The 18,495-nt window shown below is 41.4% G+C and carries 18 protein-coding genes; 11 read left to right on the top strand and 7 right to left on the bottom strand.

The annotated features are described in order from the left end of the window. Nucleotides 1-19 precede the first annotated feature (19 nt). From C161_RS22490 to C161_RS22480, 3 genes are read left to right on the top strand one after another with little or no spacing between them, the layout of a single operon-like run. Entirely contained in the window at nt 20-1,321 is a 1,302-nt protein-coding gene (locus C161_RS22490) for a hypothetical protein (protein ID WP_036672887.1), read from the top strand. A 32-nt stretch (nt 1,322-1,353) separates the two neighbouring features. Continuing rightward, nucleotides 1,354-1,776, top strand: a complete 423-nt coding sequence (locus C161_RS22485; RefSeq protein ID WP_036672886.1) for a hypothetical protein — start codon at nt 1,354-1,356, stop codon at nt 1,774-1,776. A gap of 21 nt (nt 1,777-1,797) precedes the next feature. Further along, nucleotides 1,798-2,403: an SMI1/KNR4 family protein gene (locus C161_RS22480; RefSeq protein WP_235193898.1), complete on the top strand. Its 606-nt coding sequence runs from the start codon at nt 1,798-1,800 to the stop codon at nt 2,401-2,403. Between the two features lie 91 nt (nt 2,404-2,494). On the opposite strand, the gene C161_RS32065 is transcribed toward C161_RS22480, so the two are convergent. Then, the gene (locus C161_RS32065; protein WP_076328451.1) at nt 2,495-2,812 is read right to left on the bottom strand and encodes a hypothetical protein; all 318 of its coding nucleotides are present in this window, start codon (nt 2,810-2,812) and stop codon (nt 2,495-2,497) included. Between the two features lie 87 nt (nt 2,813-2,899). Here C161_RS32065 and C161_RS22470 point away from each other — a divergent pair, with 87 nt between their 5' ends. Next, entirely contained in the window at nt 2,900-3,970 is a 1,071-nt protein-coding gene (locus tag C161_RS22470; protein WP_235193897.1) for a leucine-rich repeat domain-containing protein, read from the top strand. Between the two features lie 153 nt (nt 3,971-4,123). Next, nucleotides 4,124-4,933 (top strand): cupin domain-containing protein, encoded by an 810-nt coding sequence (locus C161_RS22465; protein WP_036672881.1) that lies wholly within the window; start codon nt 4,124-4,126, stop codon nt 4,931-4,933. A 505-nt stretch (nt 4,934-5,438) separates the two neighbouring features. On the opposite strand, the gene C161_RS22460 is transcribed toward C161_RS22465, so the two are convergent. Beyond that, nucleotides 5,439-6,485 carry an aromatic ring-hydroxylating oxygenase subunit alpha gene (locus tag C161_RS22460; protein WP_051449887.1) on the bottom strand — a complete coding sequence of 349 codons (1,047 nt, stop codon included), beginning with the start codon at nt 6,483-6,485 and terminating at the stop codon, nt 5,439-5,441. A 408-nt stretch (nt 6,486-6,893) separates the two neighbouring features. Here C161_RS22460 and C161_RS22455 point away from each other — a divergent pair, with 408 nt between their 5' ends. Further along, entirely contained in the window at nt 6,894-7,340 is a 447-nt protein-coding gene (locus C161_RS22455) for a carboxymuconolactone decarboxylase family protein (RefSeq protein ID WP_036672879.1), read from the top strand. Between the two features lie 32 nt (nt 7,341-7,372). Next, complete coding sequence (locus C161_RS22450; protein WP_036672877.1) at nt 7,373-8,308, top strand: sigma-70 family RNA polymerase sigma factor; 936 nt, start codon at nt 7,373-7,375, stop codon at nt 8,306-8,308. A 99-nt stretch (nt 8,309-8,407) separates the two neighbouring features. Here C161_RS22450 and C161_RS22445 read toward each other — a convergent pair whose 3' ends face one another. Beyond that, nucleotides 8,408-9,361 (bottom strand): hypothetical protein, encoded by a 954-nt coding sequence (locus tag C161_RS22445; protein ID WP_036672875.1) that lies wholly within the window; start codon nt 9,359-9,361, stop codon nt 8,408-8,410. A 241-nt stretch (nt 9,362-9,602) separates the two neighbouring features. Beyond that, nucleotides 9,603-10,244 carry a spore coat protein gene (locus C161_RS22440; RefSeq protein ID WP_051447307.1) on the bottom strand — a complete coding sequence of 214 codons (642 nt, stop codon included), beginning with the start codon at nt 10,242-10,244 and terminating at the stop codon, nt 9,603-9,605. A gap of 427 nt (nt 10,245-10,671) precedes the next feature. Between C161_RS22440 and C161_RS22435 the strand changes: the two genes are divergently transcribed. The 3 genes from C161_RS22435 (at nt 10,672) to C161_RS22425 (ending at nt 13,153) form a co-directional block, all read left to right on the top strand. Further along, on the top strand, nt 10,672-11,142 hold the full coding sequence (locus tag C161_RS22435) for a hypothetical protein (RefSeq protein WP_156946151.1): 471 nt from the start codon (nt 10,672-10,674) through the stop codon (nt 11,140-11,142). Between the two features lie 29 nt (nt 11,143-11,171). Continuing rightward, nucleotides 11,172-11,900, top strand: coding sequence for a DUF1361 domain-containing protein (locus tag C161_RS22430; protein ID WP_036672872.1), 729 nt, complete (start codon nt 11,172-11,174; stop codon nt 11,898-11,900). Nucleotides 11,901-12,130: 230 nt separating this feature from the next. Beyond that, entirely contained in the window at nt 12,131-13,153 is a 1,023-nt protein-coding gene (locus C161_RS22425; protein WP_036672870.1) for a serine hydrolase domain-containing protein, read from the top strand. An 84-nt stretch (nt 13,154-13,237) separates the two neighbouring features. Here the strand turns inward: C161_RS22425 and C161_RS22420 are convergent, their stop codons facing one another. Together C161_RS22420 and C161_RS22415 are read right to left on the bottom strand one after the other, a co-directional pair. Further along, nucleotides 13,238-14,218: a serine hydrolase domain-containing protein gene (locus tag C161_RS22420; protein ID WP_036672868.1), complete on the bottom strand. Its 981-nt coding sequence runs from the start codon at nt 14,216-14,218 to the stop codon at nt 13,238-13,240. Between the two features lie 81 nt (nt 14,219-14,299). Then, entirely contained in the window at nt 14,300-14,509 is a 210-nt protein-coding gene (locus C161_RS22415; RefSeq protein ID WP_036672867.1) for a helix-turn-helix domain-containing protein, read from the bottom strand. A 128-nt stretch (nt 14,510-14,637) separates the two neighbouring features. Between C161_RS22415 and C161_RS22410 the strand changes: the two genes are divergently transcribed. Continuing rightward, entirely contained in the window at nt 14,638-14,907 is a 270-nt protein-coding gene (locus tag C161_RS22410; protein WP_036672865.1) for a DUF6809 family protein, read from the top strand. Between the two features lie 64 nt (nt 14,908-14,971). Here the strand turns inward: C161_RS22410 and C161_RS22405 are convergent, their stop codons facing one another. Further along, on the bottom strand, nt 14,972-18,463 hold the full coding sequence (locus C161_RS22405; RefSeq protein WP_036672863.1) for an SIR2 family NAD-dependent protein deacylase: 3,492 nt from the start codon (nt 18,461-18,463) through the stop codon (nt 14,972-14,974). Nucleotides 18,464-18,495 lie beyond the last annotated feature (32 nt).

Raw genomic sequence — 18,495 nt, 5'->3', positions numbered from 1 at the left:
GCAGAGTGGAGGGACACCTATGAGTTGGTTAAAGGAAGACATTGCGGAACAATGGCGCAATGAAGGCAAGCGTTATGCAAGGGATGTCAATGCATTTGTCCGGAGAAGTATGCAGGGAGAGCAACCGGATGAATCCGAGTTGGAGGGAGACTCCAGAAGCGGAATGAGTACTGAAGTATTCCATATGGTGAGACAGGCCAATCTCCATGGTGATGTGGAGGTGCTTCGACATGAGCTACCCGCAGCGACGTGGCCATTGAACGAGGCGTTTCAGGCTTCCATGCAAGCGGTCAAAGTTGTAGGTTATCTGAACGAGGAAACGATTGTATGTAATACGGGGATTTTCACGGAGAATAGTCAGATATATACGATGGATCAGCACGGATGGCAGTTGATCTCTCCATATACTTTTGCAGGTTGCTCATCGGATGGACTTGACTTTGCGCTTGCAGGACCGGATGGGATTCGTATCATTCGTCAGCCAGATCGCAAGTTGGAAGGACAGGAGATAGCGACATATCAATGGGAAGATATTCAAGCCCGGATACAGTCGGCATTACCTCGGATTGAATCACTTGCGGACTGTGAGCATCCCGAACGGACACTTGAAGGACTTATACCTATCGATGAAGGCAAAGCACTACTCATACATTCAAGATACGGGATATATCTCGTCACACAAGCCCAGGTGACCTTGCTTCATCCCGATCTGGCAGAGATCGAAGAGTATGAGCTAGAGGATACACAGATAGATATGGGACATGCAGCTGTATCAAGGGATGGTAGATGGATTGCCTATGGCAGCCAAGGAAGCAATCATATGGTGATGGACCGCCAGCTGAACAAGACATACTCTCTCTATCCAGAATCGAGCTACCCTCATTATGCGGCATTCACCAGTAATAACCAGAACGTCTGGTTTAACGCATGTCATTTCTATAACGGGGTCACGATACTGGTCCCGCTGGAATCAATCGCAGGCAACGAAACGAAGGAAGATTGGCCAGTGATGGATGAGAATGCACGAGTGTATGCAGCAGTGGAAATAGAGGCGGGCATGGTGCTTGGGGATGCATATGGTTATCTATATTGTGTAAATGGCGAGGGTAAGGAAGTATGGCGTCATTTTGTGGGTAGTACGATCTATTCTCTCGCTGTATCACCAGAGCAGTCCAAGCTGGCAGTTGGTACATATGGTGGCATGCTGCATGTGCTTGATCTTCGTTCCAAAGAAATGGACGAGTACGCGATCGGTACAGGCACTCTTCGTGAGTTGGAGCGGTATGTGTTGTGGCGTGGAGAAGAACCTCTTCGCTGGTAAGGTCGTATTACAACCTGCAAAGGGGTGAAGGGATGGAACGTGAAGAGGCTGTAACGTTATTAAAATGTCACTCCTTTTCTTATGATGATCTGAGTCATCCCAAGATGGAGAACGGTTTTATTGGCAGTCTGCGGCCTTTCCGTGGACATTTGATTAAGGAGAATTTTCATGAGTTGATGGAGATACTGCGTGTTCTGGCGTCCGAACTTGCACGGCCTTCACTGGATCGGGAAGTCATGGCATGTCTATGGGGAATTACTCATATGGCCCGTGCTTGGGCCGTTGAACCCGAAGGCATGCTTCGCAGCAACAACCTCATTTCCGACGAACAGGTGACATTGATGGAACAATGGCTTAATTTGTTATCTTACGCAGTCATGATTCTAATTGAAGGCGGCGGAGAGGAAGAAGCGTTTTGGGAATATCATCAGTATCTACAAGAAGAGAAGAACTGAGTTAGGGGAGGTGTGGTGAGATTGGAGCCGAATGTATCATTAAACGTGCTAATGGACGAGTTGAATCACTTGTTAGATGAGAGAATACAGGATCAAGAGATTCGGCAATTGTTTGAAGAATATCAACATCGGGAAGGTGCATCCGAGGAAAGTCTGGATCTATTCGAAAAGGAGTATGGCGTCCGGCTGCCTGGCGATTTTCGTGCCTTTTACCAAAGGAAAGACGGTAGTGGCTACGGGTTGCATGTACTGTACCCGGGTGATGCCGAGACGGGCCGATGTACACCCTTTTATCTGATGTCATTGGAAGAGATTCGAGAGACCAAACAATACTTCTGTGAAGTGGATGAGAAGCTTGAAGAGTATTATTCTGCCGAAGAGATCAGCCAGCTGGACCCGGAGATCAAATCATACCTTTTCCATAAACCATGGATTCCTTTTGCAACAATTGCAGGTGGTTCACTGTATCTGATGCTCGATTTTGATCCAACGGCGGAAGGCACGTATGGGCAGATTATTATGTACGTGCACGATCCGGACTTTGTTTATTACCTTACACCTACCTTCACGGATCTCCTCAGCATGTCGAACCGTAATCTGAAGATGATGGATGAGATCACCTATTAAAATCCTGCACGATTAGACAATTCCTTCAATAATAAAGAAGCTGCCGAAGCAGCTCCTTTATCTGAACAAGTACTTTGAATGAGTTTAATGATTACCACTGGAAGAAACGATGTCCGTGAAATCCTCCGCCTGGAGGTCCTCCGTGTCCACCTGGACCACCCGGCCCGCCTCCATGAGGTCCGCCTGGATAGCCACCTCCTGGGAAATGACCAGGGTGTCCACCGGGGTAACCACCGCCGGGATATCCACCATGCCACCAAGGACCACCGATCGGATATGGTAGTGGAACAGGAACGATGGGCGGGTATGGATAGGGATAAGGGTAAGGATACGGTGGGGGTGACGGATAATAAGGGTAAGGATAACCCGCAGATTGCGGGGATGAAACTGAACCAGGGCCGTATGCCATGTAATAAGCCTCCAATGACTGGATTGATGATATCAGCCTATGCCACAGTGGTTTCAGATGATACAGCAGATTGAAGATTGATGAATAATGAGTAATGAGGGGGAACATATGGTAGCCGTAGCTTTTCACACTGATCCAAGAGGAACGGCCTATGAACTGTTGATTGACGAATTGATCGAGAAGACAGACCGGTTTGTGCTGGTTGATAGAAAGTATGCTGAGGAAGCTACACCTGAAAGAGTTACTACAGTGTTACGGAGATTGGATCCGTATTTGATTGAGAGCAGTACGATGGAAGAAATGATGATGAAAAGTGGCGCCATGTATTCAGAGGGGATTTATTACATATATCGTTGCACGCCGGAATCAGGGCAGATCCTCAAGGAGGAAGCCAACCGCTTTCATGACTGGTGTTATCCCTCAATGCCAGATGATCTTTGTTTTTTGAACGAGGATGGAAGTGACTACTTCTACACTGTTGCTCATGAGAATATGTATGGCATGCATATTACACAAGAAGAAGCAATTGAGCTAATGGAGCGAATCACTGGGTTATTTTTTAGATTAGATCGACATCAAGACATTCATTGCTTACTGGACGATGCGATTAGACATCAGACGGATGTGCTGAATATTAGTTCACATTACTTGAAAGAGATTCCGGAACGTATTCGGGAATTAAAGCACTTGAAACGTTTGACAATTTTTGAGCAGGATGTTTATACGCTTCCTCCAGCCCTTTTCGAACTGACATCATTGGAAGAATTGGAGATCATGACGGCGGATTTGGAAGGTATTCACCAAGACATTGGAAAATTGAAACAACTTCGAGAGCTTAGAATTTATTGCGGCAGTTCTTATCATGTTCCGACCGGATGGAAGCCAAAGGAGAAGTCGGATCTTGGTCTGAAACATATTCCAGCCGAGATTGGTGAATTGAGCGAACTCGTAACTCTGGATATAGGGTACTCGGGTATTTGTGAGCTTCCGCCTGAACTGGAGAAATTAAAGAAACTACGTTATTTGAGTGTAACTGATGGTTTGATCGAGGGAATGCCAGAGATGGTCAAGCGAATGAGTTGGCTTCAGAGTGTAAATTTGAACAGTACTCCATTAGGGATTAGTTGTGATGACATCTCCGACGAAGCAGAACTTTAATAGCCAATGAGCCCTGCTCTCGGGATGTCCGAGTCAGGGATATTTGTTATGCGAGGAAAACTTGGCGGAAATGGGCTCACGTATCTGGGCGCTGGGCATAAGCTGGCATATAGGTTATGACCTAAACCGAGAGCGAAGGGCAGGCGTTTTATTTTGGCAACCTCATACATGGATTACACTTTACCAACCACCGAATTTACTTACGATTTGAGCAATAACCCGTTATTCAAGAAGGATGAGAACAACTATATTAACGCTCTTTCCATCAAGCAGTTAAACACACTGGGCAATGCTTCTTTACTGGATATTTTCCTCAACACGGGCAATGTGGTTGAACCACATACGCATCAGAATGCAACGGAGTTGGTATACTGCATCAGCGGTGCGGCAGTTGTTTCCCTCATTAATCCATTTACCAACGAGCTTCTTCATTTCCCGATTACTCCGGGGCAGGTGGCTAACGTTCCTCAAGGCTGGTGGCACTATGAAGTGGCCACTGCAGATCACACGCACTTACTCGCAATCTTTGATGCACCGGTTCCTGAAGCGATATTTGGCTCAGACACCTTACGTCTTACACCTGCAAAACTTTTGGCTTATACGTACTGTCTGGATGAGAAAAAAGTTCAAGAAGCACTTGCTCCCATTCAAAAAACAGTGATTATTGGCCCGCCGGCAGATTGCCAGCCTTCAACTGCTCCTGTCTCTAACAGTGCTCCAAATGTGAATCATCAGCCTTACGTAATGCCTAATGTACAACCAAATGTACAGCCAAACATGCAACCCAACACACAACCCAATGTACAACCAAACATGCAGCCCAACAACCAACCAAACATGCAACCTTACGTGAACCGTCTTCCGTACTGGGGCACTTGGGTTGATCCACGTATTATTCATGAGCCGGGCTGTCCGTATTATAGAGAGCTTCCTGTGAATACGAATAATCAAGAGGAAAGATGACGTTCCTGAGGCGAGGTTTATCTAATACACATAAGTATTTTAGTTAAATTAGGTATAACAAAAGAAGCGTCCGCAAAGGAACGCTTCTTTTGTTGATTAAAGTTGTCTTCAAACCTGCTGAAAGCCGATGCATACCTGAACGTGTCCGGAGCATGGAGTGCTAACGAATCGTAGGCGTCTTAATCAAGGGTTTGAAGCGTGCCCAGAAATCTAAAGAATCTGTGACACGTTATATCAGAATAAACAGCCGTATGAAGTGTTTTTATCGGGGGATTTTGGGAAATAACGAGTCTGAGGTTCCTTACAATTTTAAATGAGGACCTAGAGGCCAAATAAGATGTCCTGAGTTCCTAAGAAAATTTTCAACCCATTCCCCAGAGACCGCAGGATAGTACTTCAAGACTTTTTAGGCGCGACATCCATCATCGATAGCTTGCCTGAGATTGAAGAACACCTACATAAGTTCAATTAAATATTCATTAGTTGAACTTATATATGATTTAATTTACGATGTGTAATTTCGTCCCAAGCCAAGCTCCGTTAACAATTGACGATAAGCAATCGAAGTACGGTCTGCGGGAATATGGGCCTCGGCATGCAGATCAAGGGGCAGATCCTCCGGTTTCTGTGACTCGACCATCTCGCGGTCTTCTTCAAATACCTGCAAGTTGAACTTGATTGTGTCTTCAATCGGAGCGTCTTTGTCAAAGTTGCGTGTGATTGGACAGAATAAACGTGTATAACGGGCAGAGATTGGCGAAGCACAATTCAGAATATTCAGCTTGTCGTCTCCTGGGAAATGTACCGTAAGAGAAGCCGCAAAAGGTGGGAACACTCGAAACTCACGCAGCCATTGGAAACCTTCAGGTGCAACAAGATCTTGCCCTTTGCCATAGTTACTTACAGTACTCCAATACTCCGCCAGTAACTCATTACCTTCGCGTTTCACTTTGTATTGGGGGACTTCGGTGTTGTTTCGATCACCAAACGTCTCGGTATGCACATAGGCAAAATGGGATACATCCAGGAATCCCTCCATTTGTCGTCCAGAGGAACCAGCAATGTCAAAGTTGGGTGGCAGAATATTGATATAATCCGGATCATCCCATCCAGGGAAGGAGGGGATCTGTTCTTCCGTTCCCGCCAAAGTGGTCCAGATCAAGCCATAACGTTCGACTGTCGGGTACACGATAAGTTTGAGCTTAGGCGAGATCTTGGAGCTTGGGTGCGCAGGTACTGCGGTACATTTTCCTTCACAATTATAACGGAAACCATGATAAGGGCAGACAATCTCGCCATTTTCTACCCAGCCTTTACTAAGTGGGGCCCCGCGGTGAAAACAAAGATCCTTGGCTACCACAATCTGATCATTACTGCGATAGAGAACCAGCTTCACATCGAGTAATTGAGCAGACAGGGGTTTGTCTGTTACTTCGGTTGCTTGGGCTACCGGGTACCAATATTGGGATAATACATGCCAGTCTTCAGCGGTGAACGTACACCCTCTAGGTAATTCGGAGGTCATTGTATGTTTTGCGTTGGAAGTTATCATAGGAAACACTCCTTGCTGATATGGATAAACGATTCTCTTTTTAATGTCAGAAAAGTTAACTTCATTAGCCGTATGTTACTACTCTTTTGGTCAAAATATCAATATATCCAACCTGCTTTTGGTTAAAATCACAAACGCTACAGCAAAAACCGTACATGAATACGGAAAAACGCGGATTTTTCTTACGTTAGATGTTAATTGTAGAAAAGAGAACAACCTTTCAGTATGTTTTTCCATTACTGATTATTAACTCCATGGAGGTTGTCCTGCCATCAGAATCTAAGTGTGAATATTCGTTAGTTGAGCAACTATTCTTGTGGGCATAAAAAGATTTTCGCAAAGAATGTCACAGATCCCAGCCTTCATTTGTCTACAGTATGTAAACCAAATGACGGAGGCGAATGAAAAATGAATTTAAGAACGAACTACAGAGTAGCGAGTCCAGGTGCTTTTAAAGCGATGATGGCAATGGAGCAATATATATCCGGGCAATTTGAAAATAAAGTATTGTATGAGCTGTTAAAAATCCGAGTGTCCCAGATTAATGGCTGCGCTTTTTGTCTCGATATGCATGCCAAAGATCTGATGAAACTGGGAGATTACGCGGATCATATTCTTTTGCTAAGTGTGTGGCGTGAAGTGCCTTTCTTCACGGATCAAGAACGTGTTATGCTGGAGCTGGCTGAGGCGGTGACCCGAATCTCGGAACATGGTGTACCACTTGCGTTGTACGATAAGGTCCGTGAACATTTCAGTGAATCCGAACTGGTGGATCTGATTCTGGCCATTAACACGATTAATAACTGGAACCGGATTGCGATTACAACTGGGATGTATCCGGGTTGCTTTAACTAAAAATACACGCACCATGCCAGGGGAGGCTTCTTATGAATTCTAATTTCCATGCCAATGAGCCAGAAGTGTCTTCTCTGGACGTTGGTGAGTTGTATATTCGTTATAAAAAATATGCATTTTCAATAGCTTACCGCATGTTGGGCAGTGTGGTAGAAGCTGAAGATATTGTGCAGGATTGTTTTGCGGGGATTCAGAGTACGTCTGCTCAGGATATTCGTAATCCCAAGTCCTACATCGCCAGATTGATTGTGAACCGAAGCTTGAATCTGCTAAATTCCGCTCGTAATCAGCGGGAAAGTTATGTTGGTGAGTGGCTGCCAGAGCCGATCGGTGACAGTGAAGAGGCGAACATGCCAGAGGAAACGATGGAGAAAAAAGAGCTGATCTCCTACGCCTATCTGGTCATGTTGGAGCGTCTATCGCCCATGGAACGGGCTGTTTTTGTCCTTCGTGAAGCGTTCCGATATGATTATTCTGAAATAGCGGATTGGCTGGGCAAAACGGAGAGTAACTGTCGTCAAATCTTTAGCCGCGCCAGACGAAATCTGCCTGAAAGACTTCCGCCGATCGAGCAGAGTGATGCGGATATGATAGCCAAAGGTGAATTGCTGAGCCGTTTTACAACGGCTTTCCTTCGTTATGACGTCTCTGCCATGCTGGAGTTACTGGCAGATCAGCCTGTATTTACAGCAGATGGCGGTGGCGTTGTGCATACGGTTATGAGAACAATGAATGTGCACAAAGGTGTGCTTGCACTCCTGACCTCACGTCGAGTCCTTACACGATTGCGTGAAAGGGAATGGGTACCGATGTGGATCAATGGCGAACTTCAACTCGCGTTGATGAAAGAAGGGCAGTTGTCCGAGGTACTCTGTTTGGAGTTGGACGCTTCCGGAGAGCGGATTGAGGGCGTGTATCTCGTTGTCAATCCGAACAAACTTACATCAATAGACACTTCAACTCTTTGATCCAAACGTAACGACTTGATATATAAACTTAAAAGCGACAACCTCTGTCACGAGGATTGCCGCTTTTTTGGCATTCACATTTTGCGATTCAGCATCTGATTATTCACGGACAAATTGTTGTTGAACAGGTTCAATGATTGCTCTGACTTCAGGTGTAAGCTCATCATTATTCTGATTGAGAACCCGTAAAATCTTTTCCATAGTGTCCAGAAGAACACTCTGCGTATCGGGCTCCCGGTAAGCCAAAGCTTTCTCGTAAGCCTGTTTCACCACAGGGTCCATGGTGCGAATTTCTTCATCCGTGTACCAATCATAAGCAGGCGTGTTGTCACTTCCGTAAAACAGATAATCCACAAATAACCCTTGCTTCACTGCTGATGTGCGATTGGAATTCGGGAAGTTGTTCAAAAAGGCTTCTTTCTCCAATGCACGCTGGATTAATTCGTTCCAAGAGATGATAATGCCCCCATCTGAAGTCGTCATTTGGTTGGACTCGGTAGCCATAATATTAATGTATGCAGCAATATCAGCCTTAACAAAAGGTTTGAACTTTTGATATATCTCATAATTGATGATGGGGTAATACAAGCCTTCACTGGTTTCCAGTTTGAACCCGAGATCTGAAGCTTCCTGCAGAAGCTTCTTCACGGTCGGATCTTTAATTTCTTTGAGCAGACGACTATATGTAAGCTTCTGTTCGTAACCAAGTTGTTCATGGGCTTGAGATATGGCCTGTTGAAATTGTTCCGTATACATTTGGTAGTCCATATTAGCCAATTTCACGTTTTGCATGTTCTCCAGTTGCAGCGTCATTAGTGTGGCTTGCCAAGGTCCGACTTTATCGATATGATTCATCAGGTATTTACGCGCTTTAACCAGACTTTCTGTGGACTTCACTGCTTCTGTTCGATAGGTTTGGAACTGATGATACACCGCTTTGGAAGCGGGGACAGGTGCAGCTAGTGTTGTTGAAGGTGTGAGTGTTGTGCCAATGGCAGTACAGCCGAGAGCCATAGCCAGTAAACCAAGTTTAGCAGGTTGCTTCCATCTCATTTGTATACCTCCCCATTAATGAAGAAAAAGCCATTTGAATTCTCGTATAACGGCATTTCACCCTATTTTATATGTATGATCCGTAAGTTGAATATGTACGGGTTTGTCTTTGATTAAACCAGTTTTTGGTAACCAAATCAAGAGTCTTAAGCAGGAAATGATTATAAATAACCAAAGAACAGCCCCTAAAACCCGCATGGGTTGAAGAGACTGTTCTGGGGAATCGGACTTTATTTTCTAATTAATGAAGTGGTTTATTGTTAATAGGCATCTGAGGTGCTCCGGTTGCTGGAATGTATGCCTGAAGCATCTGTTGTGTATCACTTGGAGTGAGTTGAGGTACTTGATAATAGGCGTTTTTATTCTGGAACATGAAAATTTCATAGGCCATCTCAATAAAATGCTGGATCTGCGAAGCGATGACTCGGCGAACCGTTCCATTTGTGATCTCGCTACAGGACATGCCGAGCAGACTCGCATGTGACTTGATCAGTCCCAGCATATGACCGCTAATCCCGGCATCCTTTACATCGGCCAAGCTCTGGTTTGGCTTTTTAGGTGCTGATGGCTTAAGGCCATATACCGGTGGTACCATGTTGGGGATCATATAGGTAGCTGTCTCTTGATGAGGCTTCTGTCCGGATGCAAAACACTCTGCTGTCAGATTGTACTGGGATAATATGAAATTGTACTGCCGGTCGAGAATGCCAATCAGTTCCTGGCTCTGCACAAATGTACGAAAGATCATGTATTGATCCAGGACGTTAATGGTGGAGGACAGAATCTCATGTACATCGAACATCTCATGACCGCCATGATTCATGTTAGGGGTGACATTTGGATTAGCATTCAATGTGGGTTGTACTAAATTTTGAGGGTGCATCGAATTTGGATTCATTGTAAATTTGATTCTCCTTTGGTAAATGGTATGATTCTATATAAGCTGAACGAAAGAATATTTACACTTGCCACTCCGATGACAGAACAACCTTCCGATCGCTGTTATCCCCAGATTTTTAATTCAATTTTACAAAGGTGAAAATCCGGTGATAAGCTTATGCTTCCGAAGTAGCTTTCTTGTAGAAAGCTTTTAGCGAACGCTTCGCTTCTGTAGTTTGTTTCTGTCCTCTGCGTTCTTGTGCAAATGTATAGTTCAACTTCTATAGTATGCTTGTAGAGTAGTGAACTTATGTAATATGTTAGGAATATAAGCACAAATAGGAATAGGCATGGTGGTGGTTAAGATGGAAGAGACCGATTGGGGTTTAGCAAAGGATTTGTTCGTCAAACATTACGGGAGCGCTATACAGATGCATCGAGAAGGCGTGTATGCCGACTATAAGCGATGGGACGTACCCCAAGAGTTAGAGGAACAATGGATAGGAGAGCGAATTCAACAATTAAGTTCCGAGCTGTCTATCATGAATTGGGATGCGGTGGATGAACTTGCGTTAATTGCCAAACATCGGACAGAACCGAGTATAATTAAGGCCATTACAGCATTTGCTTCAAGACAATTGAAGAGTGCGGACAGTATGGTTCGTCTCGTGTATGCTGAACGTCTGATTGAGCTGATTAAACGGTATGAATCTTCTCTACCGATGGACAAGTTACGGGAAACCTATCAACTGACGATGGACTTGTTGGTTGATGTGGCGACTAAACCATTAGTGCTGGATCCAGGTCATGAATTACAGCAGTATGGATTAAAGGATAAACGAGGATTGAATTTGCGTGTGGAAAAGAATAAAGAAGAAATCATCCGATATTTTCGAAACTAATTGAATTTTATCAAGTGAGGTCAGAATCATTGAGAAAACTGAATTATATTCGCATATTTATTTTCCTTAGTGTGGTTACTATAGTAACGCTTGGCTTGTACTACGTAGCCGCAGATTGGCTGGATCAGCGTTATTTCCGCTTCCTGATCTGGAATCTGTTCTTGGGCTGGATTCCTTTTGTGTTCTCTTATGCAGCCTATCTTCTAAGTGATGTGAAATGGAAAGGTGCCGCATGGCTTGCAGTTGCAAGTGGTCTGCTGTGGTTGTTATTTTTCCCGAACTCTTCTTACATTGTTACGGATCTGGTTCATCTGACAGCGAGAAGTTCCCGGTATTATGGTGGGAACGGGGTGGACTACACGTATTGGTACGACTTAAGTGTTCTATTAATGTTTGTCTGGACTGGACTTCTGCTTGGATTCCTGTCGATGTATCAGCTTCAGGAAGTGATCTATCACCGAATTGGACGCTGGGCATCCTGGATCTTTGTACTGGTTGGCAGTGCTTTGGGAAGTTATGGGGTCTTGCTTGGACGTGTATATCGACTGAATAGCTGGGATGCACTGACGAATCGCGAGACGCTAATTGAACTGATGCACGAAAGTGTAAGCCGTCCGTCTCTGGCGTTTTGCCTGTTTTTTGGCACGTTTATTACTACAATCTATGCCACATTGTATTATCTGATTAATACGAGGTCTCCCCGTGAAACGAAGAAGAGTGCAGGAAGTCCCGAATCGGACCTGCAAGCGTTACGCTAACCTATGTTGTTTTGAGGAGATAGACTTACGGTAAAACGAGTGGAACAAGTGATTGAACAGCATTTGAGCATGCTTTGTCAAACTTAATCTTACGTTGTCTGAAGAAGGGTTATTTCCTTTTATAAGGGAGTAATCCTTCTTTTTATGAAAATTTGGCAGGTATGCAGGATATGACGAAGAATTAAGAATGAGAATGTAATGAATACATAGACAAGTAGGTGAACAACAAAATGTTGAATGCAGTAGAGCTGACAACAAAAGTAGAAGAAGTCATGGAACACGTGAATTTTTCGGGTGTTGTATTACTCCAGCAAGCCGGAAAAACCCTTTTGAATATGAAACGTGGTTATGCAAATCGCAGTGAAGAGCTTGCCAATCAGTTGGATACACGCTTTGGAATTGCATCTGGATGTAAGATCTTCACGGCAGTGAGTATATGCCAACTAATTGAAGCGGGCAAGTTGTCTGCGGATTCTAAGCTTACGGATGTATTGGATGTGGAGTTTCCACTATGGAAAGAAGGAGTTACCATTCAGCAGTTGTTAACACACACGTCAGGCATTCCGGATTATTTCGATGAAGAAGTGATGGATGACTTTTCAGAATTATGGAAAGACAGACCCGTCTACGCGATGCGGCGTTTAAGTGACTTTCTGCCCATGTTTCAGCATCTGCCAATGAGGTCTGCTCCGGGTGAACGTTTTCATTATAATAATGCGGGTTTTATTGTGCTGGGGCTTGTCGTGGAACAACATTCAGGACTGGCGTTTACAGATTATGTGGAAGAGCACATTTTCAAAAGGTGTGGCATGAAGGAATCCGGTTATTTCGTAACAGATCAGCTCCCGCATAACACAGCTTTAGGGTATATCGATCATGAAGATGGCTCTTGGAATACTAATATGTTCTCCATTCCTGTCAAAGGTGGATCGGACGGTGGAGCCTATGTTACGGCACCGGATATGATTCGATTTTGGGATGCTTTGCTGGGTCACCAATTGTTGAATGAAGAGGCGACACAGCAGTTATTAACTCCACATGCTCATCAAGAGGATGAAGAGTATTATGGGCAGGGTATCTGGATTGACCGTAAAGAGGAAGACATTTTCAAAATTCATGTCATGGGGTTTGATCCAGGGGTGTCGTTCATGTCTTCCGTGTATCCGGACTATGACCTACAACTGGTTGTGGTCTCTAATCAAGAGTCTGGTCCGTATCCAATAACAATTGCTATCGAAGAAGCTTTGGCATGACGAATAACCCTCAACCTATGGTCAGGTTATGGCCACAAGGTTGGGGGTTCATTGGTCGAACAGGATAGATAGGACTGCCTCCGGTTATAACATTTTCCATAGCTCAGGGGCGATTAATCGAGGGAAAACATCCAGCGGAGGTTTCTCTTTCTTTCGTTTGTCATTGGTTAACACCGTAACAAGTTCGAGCTCTGGGACATTATATACATACTGACCACCAAATCCTCGCGCGTAATAATAATGGAGATTGGGTTTGTCGTCTTCAGCAGCAATATTTTCGGAGTCAGACCTTTCGTTCGGATAGACATCCACCCACCAATGCCAAGCATAACTGCCGTGATTCGGTGGAGTGACTGTAATGAAAGGCTGCGTCGAACGGGATACGAGATCACTTGAAATGAGAGACTCACCCTCCCACATACCTTGCTGTAGAAACAGCTGACCAAATTTCAGCAGATCTACGGGTAACATCTTAAGACCGAATCCGCCGGTATGTACACCTTGAGGATCACTTTCCCATTCATAATCCTTAATTCCCAGCGGGCCAAAAAGATAACGTTCTGCGAACTCGGCTACGTCCATACCTGCATTTTGCATCAGGATGGCGGATAGGATCTGTGATACTCCTGAATTGTATTCCATGTATGTACCCGGTTCATGACTTAAGCGTTGTTCCAACGCAAAATCCACCCAATGATCGGTGCGGGTCATGCGAGGGAATGAATTCTGCCCGCCGAACTCGTCCCAGTTGAATCCGGCTGTCATGGTAAGCAGTTGTTCCAGCGTGATCGCTGGTTTGCGCGGGTCAGGATCGGATGTCAACTGTGGAAAAAAGGTGGAAATTGGGGTTGATGCCTCTGGCAACAAGCCTTTATCCATCGCTATACAGATGAGGGCGGATAGCACACTCTTGGTACATGAATTGATTTTTGCAATATCAGTCGCAGCCTCTTGGTTGCGGTAGTGTTCGTACATAATCTCACCGCGTACGCTGACGAGGCAGCTTCGCAGATCCAGTTGCGGAACGATCTGTTGTAATTTGGATGACAGTGATGAAGGATTCATAGTGTCCTTTCTGTGCGGTTGATTTGTTATAGGATTTTGTGATAGCCCTTTATCGCTCTAAAGCATTTGAAGGATGTAGACTTAACATCGTTTGGGATTGTTAGTTTGTCCCAGTATATAGTCTACACTCACATTATGGAATTCTGACAGCTTGATAAGTACAAAGCTTGGAATATCTAAACCGCCAGTTTCATAACGAGAATATGTTGTTTGAGAAATTTTCAGCATCTTAGCCATTTGTTGTTGAGTCAGATCTTTATCTTCTCTTAGATCACGAATTCTTATATACATAAATATCACCCTTGATCAGCTTACTCTATGCGGAAACTGCATATTGATTTTTATGCAATTTTCGCATAAAATTAAACCATGCTAAATAATGAGTTTTACTTTGAAAAGATTATTAGGGAGGGGTAGAAATGAAAAGTATATTAGAAGAAATTTATTATGGTAATCTGAGACCAGAAGAAAATATTGTTCCTAAAAATCCGGAGTATCGATCTATTAATAAGGAGATTACAGCTAATATCGAAAAATTTCAGAAAAAACTTTCGGAGAATGAATTTAAACAGTTCGAGGAACTATTAGATATGATAGATAATATTAATTCCACTAATTCTTGTGAGGCATTTGTGAAAGGATTTAAAATAGGGATGCTAGTTACAAACGAAGTTTTTCAACAAGAGTAGGTTAAACCAGGTAGAAATCAATACTTATAAAAAAGCCTACTCTCATGGAGTAGGCTTTTAGCGATCAACTTGTTTTAATAAAGTAATCAGAGTTAATTCGAATCTCAGGTAAAGGATTATTTTTAATAAATTCTATCCAATGATCCAGTTCGTTACCTACATTGTCATTCATGTTTATGATTAATTGAGTAACCAATGTTGAAATACTTGCTAGGAGCGCGAACTCATCTTGAGACATTATTAAATCGGCGTTCTCAATAATTGAATAGAAATATTTGTTGGAAAATTTAATTAAAAATTCACAATCTTCTTTTGAAAAGATTATTGGATGTAATTTAATAGTTAGATGAATAGTATCGCAAGCTACCAGTTTGTTATCATGTGATCCATATTTTACTATTGAAAACAATTGATTTATTAGAGGAGCAGGTTCTTCATCAATATGATTTTCTGCAATTAACTCTAAATAGCTAGATATTGCACTTATAGCATGTTTGATTGTATCATCGGTAAATTCCCATATCAAATCAGTATAATTTGTTGTCAAATCCAAATCTAAATTTAACCTTTTTGCTTGTGGAAGAAGGTGAATAAAACAATATAATTTCTTATGATATATTTCATTAATTAATGAACTTAATTTCCCCTTAAAATTATTATCAAAATGATTTAAAGGAATTGTTTTCAGAATAGTGTGTCTGAGGTAATGAACTAATTTTAATAAATAATCTGGTGAACGAAATAACCAGATACTTTCATTATCTGCTTCTAGCAGAAATTCCTTTTCTGAATCCCACCAGTGCAGGAATTTATCTAACCACTCAGCGTATATTTCTATTGGAATCTCTTTATATTTTTTTATAGTTTCTCTAATAATTAGACAGAATTCTCTAAAATAATTATCAAATGCTGAACCGTCAGTTATCACTCCGTTGTTTTTAATCTTAGGAATCTCTTTATTCATTATATAATTTTGAATAATCTGAAATGGTGATGTTTGTTGTTTGAGATTAATAGAGTCAACAATAAATTCAAAGGTACTTTGAAATAAGAAGTTACTAATACCAAAAGAACGACTAGGTTGTAAGGATTTAATATTTAATGCTAACAGCTGTTCTTGTTCTGTTGTCAGGTTATTTGTTTGATAAAGAAATACTAATCTTATTAGTGCGCTTTCTTTATTGACGTTTTCAAGTAAATTTAATTTAATTTCTTCTTTTATTTCTAGTTTTATCGGTGCAACATCATTAAGTGATAAAATTTCAAGAAACGGATCAAAGAAATTATTTGAGCTATTTTCAATGAACTGATTATCCATTGCCATTAGTAATTGTTCAAAGAAAGTTGTTCTTTGTTGATATGTTTTAGAGAAAGTTATTCTTTGGAACAATTTTGCAAATAGAGGAATTTCAGTTCGAATATATATTTTTTTGTTTTCAATTATTTCAAGAACCATTTGATCGAAAATATTTTGTTTTTCCGGAGAGAAAGCAAAGTACACACGTGATAAAATTTCAATCGCATGTTCAAATGGGACTAGTGGAGAAGGTTCTAAAATGGCATTACTTAATATGGACTCAATTATTTTTAATTGAGGAGATTGAAGGTAGTAAACAAATTGCCTCGTGAAAATATCTTCAATGTTTTTTCTTTTTGCATAATATATTTGCTTTATTAGTGAAAAGTTTGGCAGAGTTACACTAATGTTCTTATGGGCAATCTCGAGTCTAGCACGTATAAAGTAAAGTCCAAATTTCTCTTGTAAAATTAAAGCGGCATATGAGTCTAAGATTTCTTGACGCATATAGTCACCTAATTTAGAACTAGTTTTTTTAGTTCTGGGATCAAAGCCAGGGGTCTCTTTATTACCTAAGTCATAGACATATTCCGTAACAGATAGCCATGTTTGTTCGAGTTCACTGTTCGAGTTGCAGTTATGAGAATTAATTTCACGCAATCTCTTTGAGTAGTATCCACGTTGATTTGTAATTCGCTCTAAATTATGAAGTATTACACTTTCCAGAGATAGTAATCTATAATTTTCATTTTCGATAGTTAATAATTTCTTGATTTTTACTAAACTTAACTCCAATAAATTTTCTGCAACTTCCATCTGATCTATATTAGAATAAATGATGGCTTTTTTGATGTTCCATTCATAATCATTATTATTTATCAACCAATGGTTTAGCTGAATTAATACATCACTAATTTTATTTAAAGATAATAAATAGAGAATCGTTTCGTATTGGAGGAAGTGTTTTTCTTCAGAATTCAAGTTACAATCCTTAAAGATAATAGAATATTTGTTGAATTTGTCTTCATCTAGATCAAGTCTAGCTTCTCTAAGGAGAACAAGAACTATATCATTTAACTTGATATTTGGATCTTCTAGAGGTAGAAGCTCCTCTATAATTTTTTCGAGAACTTGTTGTTTGTTAAAATCAAGTGGAATTGAAAATATGCCAAAACACCAGAGAAATTCATTTATTAAATTAATTTGTTCTCTGTTTATATTATTATCAAGACTGTTGAAATAATCATTGCTGAGTATGTGCAAATTGATAGCGTGTGATCTTCGTATTCTATCTGGTAGTAATACCCATCCAGGATAAGTTTTACGATTGTAAATGAAGGTTTCGATACTTTCATTATAATCACGATGTGGCCATTCGTTTTTTTTCTCTTTTGATTCGTTCATAAGGAAACTGAATACCTCTGTATACATGTGATTAAATGGGTTTGATTCTTTCGAATACAATTCTGTAAAATCAATTAATGTGAGTCCTTTCTTCTCTAATTCAACTTCTCGATGCTTTTGATTATAACCTAGCATATATATCTTTGGCATGTGTTCCCCTAAATTATCCGATACCCACGATGTCCAGTTACTAAAGTTAGGATCATCTCCTGAAAAACCAATTAACACAAAAGTTGTCTCCATAATTGACTGTTGAACCATATTTACAAATGGGCTAAATTTCACAGGATAATTGTTATAATCCGATTTCGTGAAAATAAAAGGCCTATTTGCAGGGAAGCTACCATGTAGCTTAATAATACGAGGTTGAACTGAATTTGGAATGTCACTTACATCATAGATAGTCTGATAATTTCTCTCATGAACATGACTCTTAGAGCGTTCTAAAAGAGTGTCGTAATTAGTTGTATAAATATCGCTCCAGGGTAGTCTTAACAAATCAAAATGAAGTTTATCAGGCTCGTAATTGTTATCGGGGATAGCATTTTTGAGAGCTTCATCTAGATGGGTTCTACCATACTCTTTAACATACATTTGACCAATATCTAATACATCTACATTGTCAAGGATTCCTTTGTGACTCAAGCTTTTCGTAAGTTCGTTTTTTATATCATCCCAGAGAGCCATGCCATTAAAAGAATCTTCAATCTTTTTAGCATTTAAACTAAATCCAGCCCCAATCATTACAGTAACCCTACTTTTTCCATCATCTGACCACAATCTATCTCTTATTTTTTTGAGATGAGGATACATATCTAGATTTTCTTTAAAGAATTTTTCAACATCCTTGGTCATAGTATTCTCCTAAGAATATGTATTTTTTAAAA

The organism is Paenibacillus sp. FSL R5-192 (assembly GCF_000517845.1).
In the GTDB taxonomy this organism is placed as follows: Bacteria; Bacillota; Bacilli; order Paenibacillales; family Paenibacillaceae; genus Paenibacillus; species Paenibacillus amylolyticus.
Note: the sequence above shows the minus strand (reverse complement) of the source record. Positions and strands in the feature narration are given on the sequence as shown.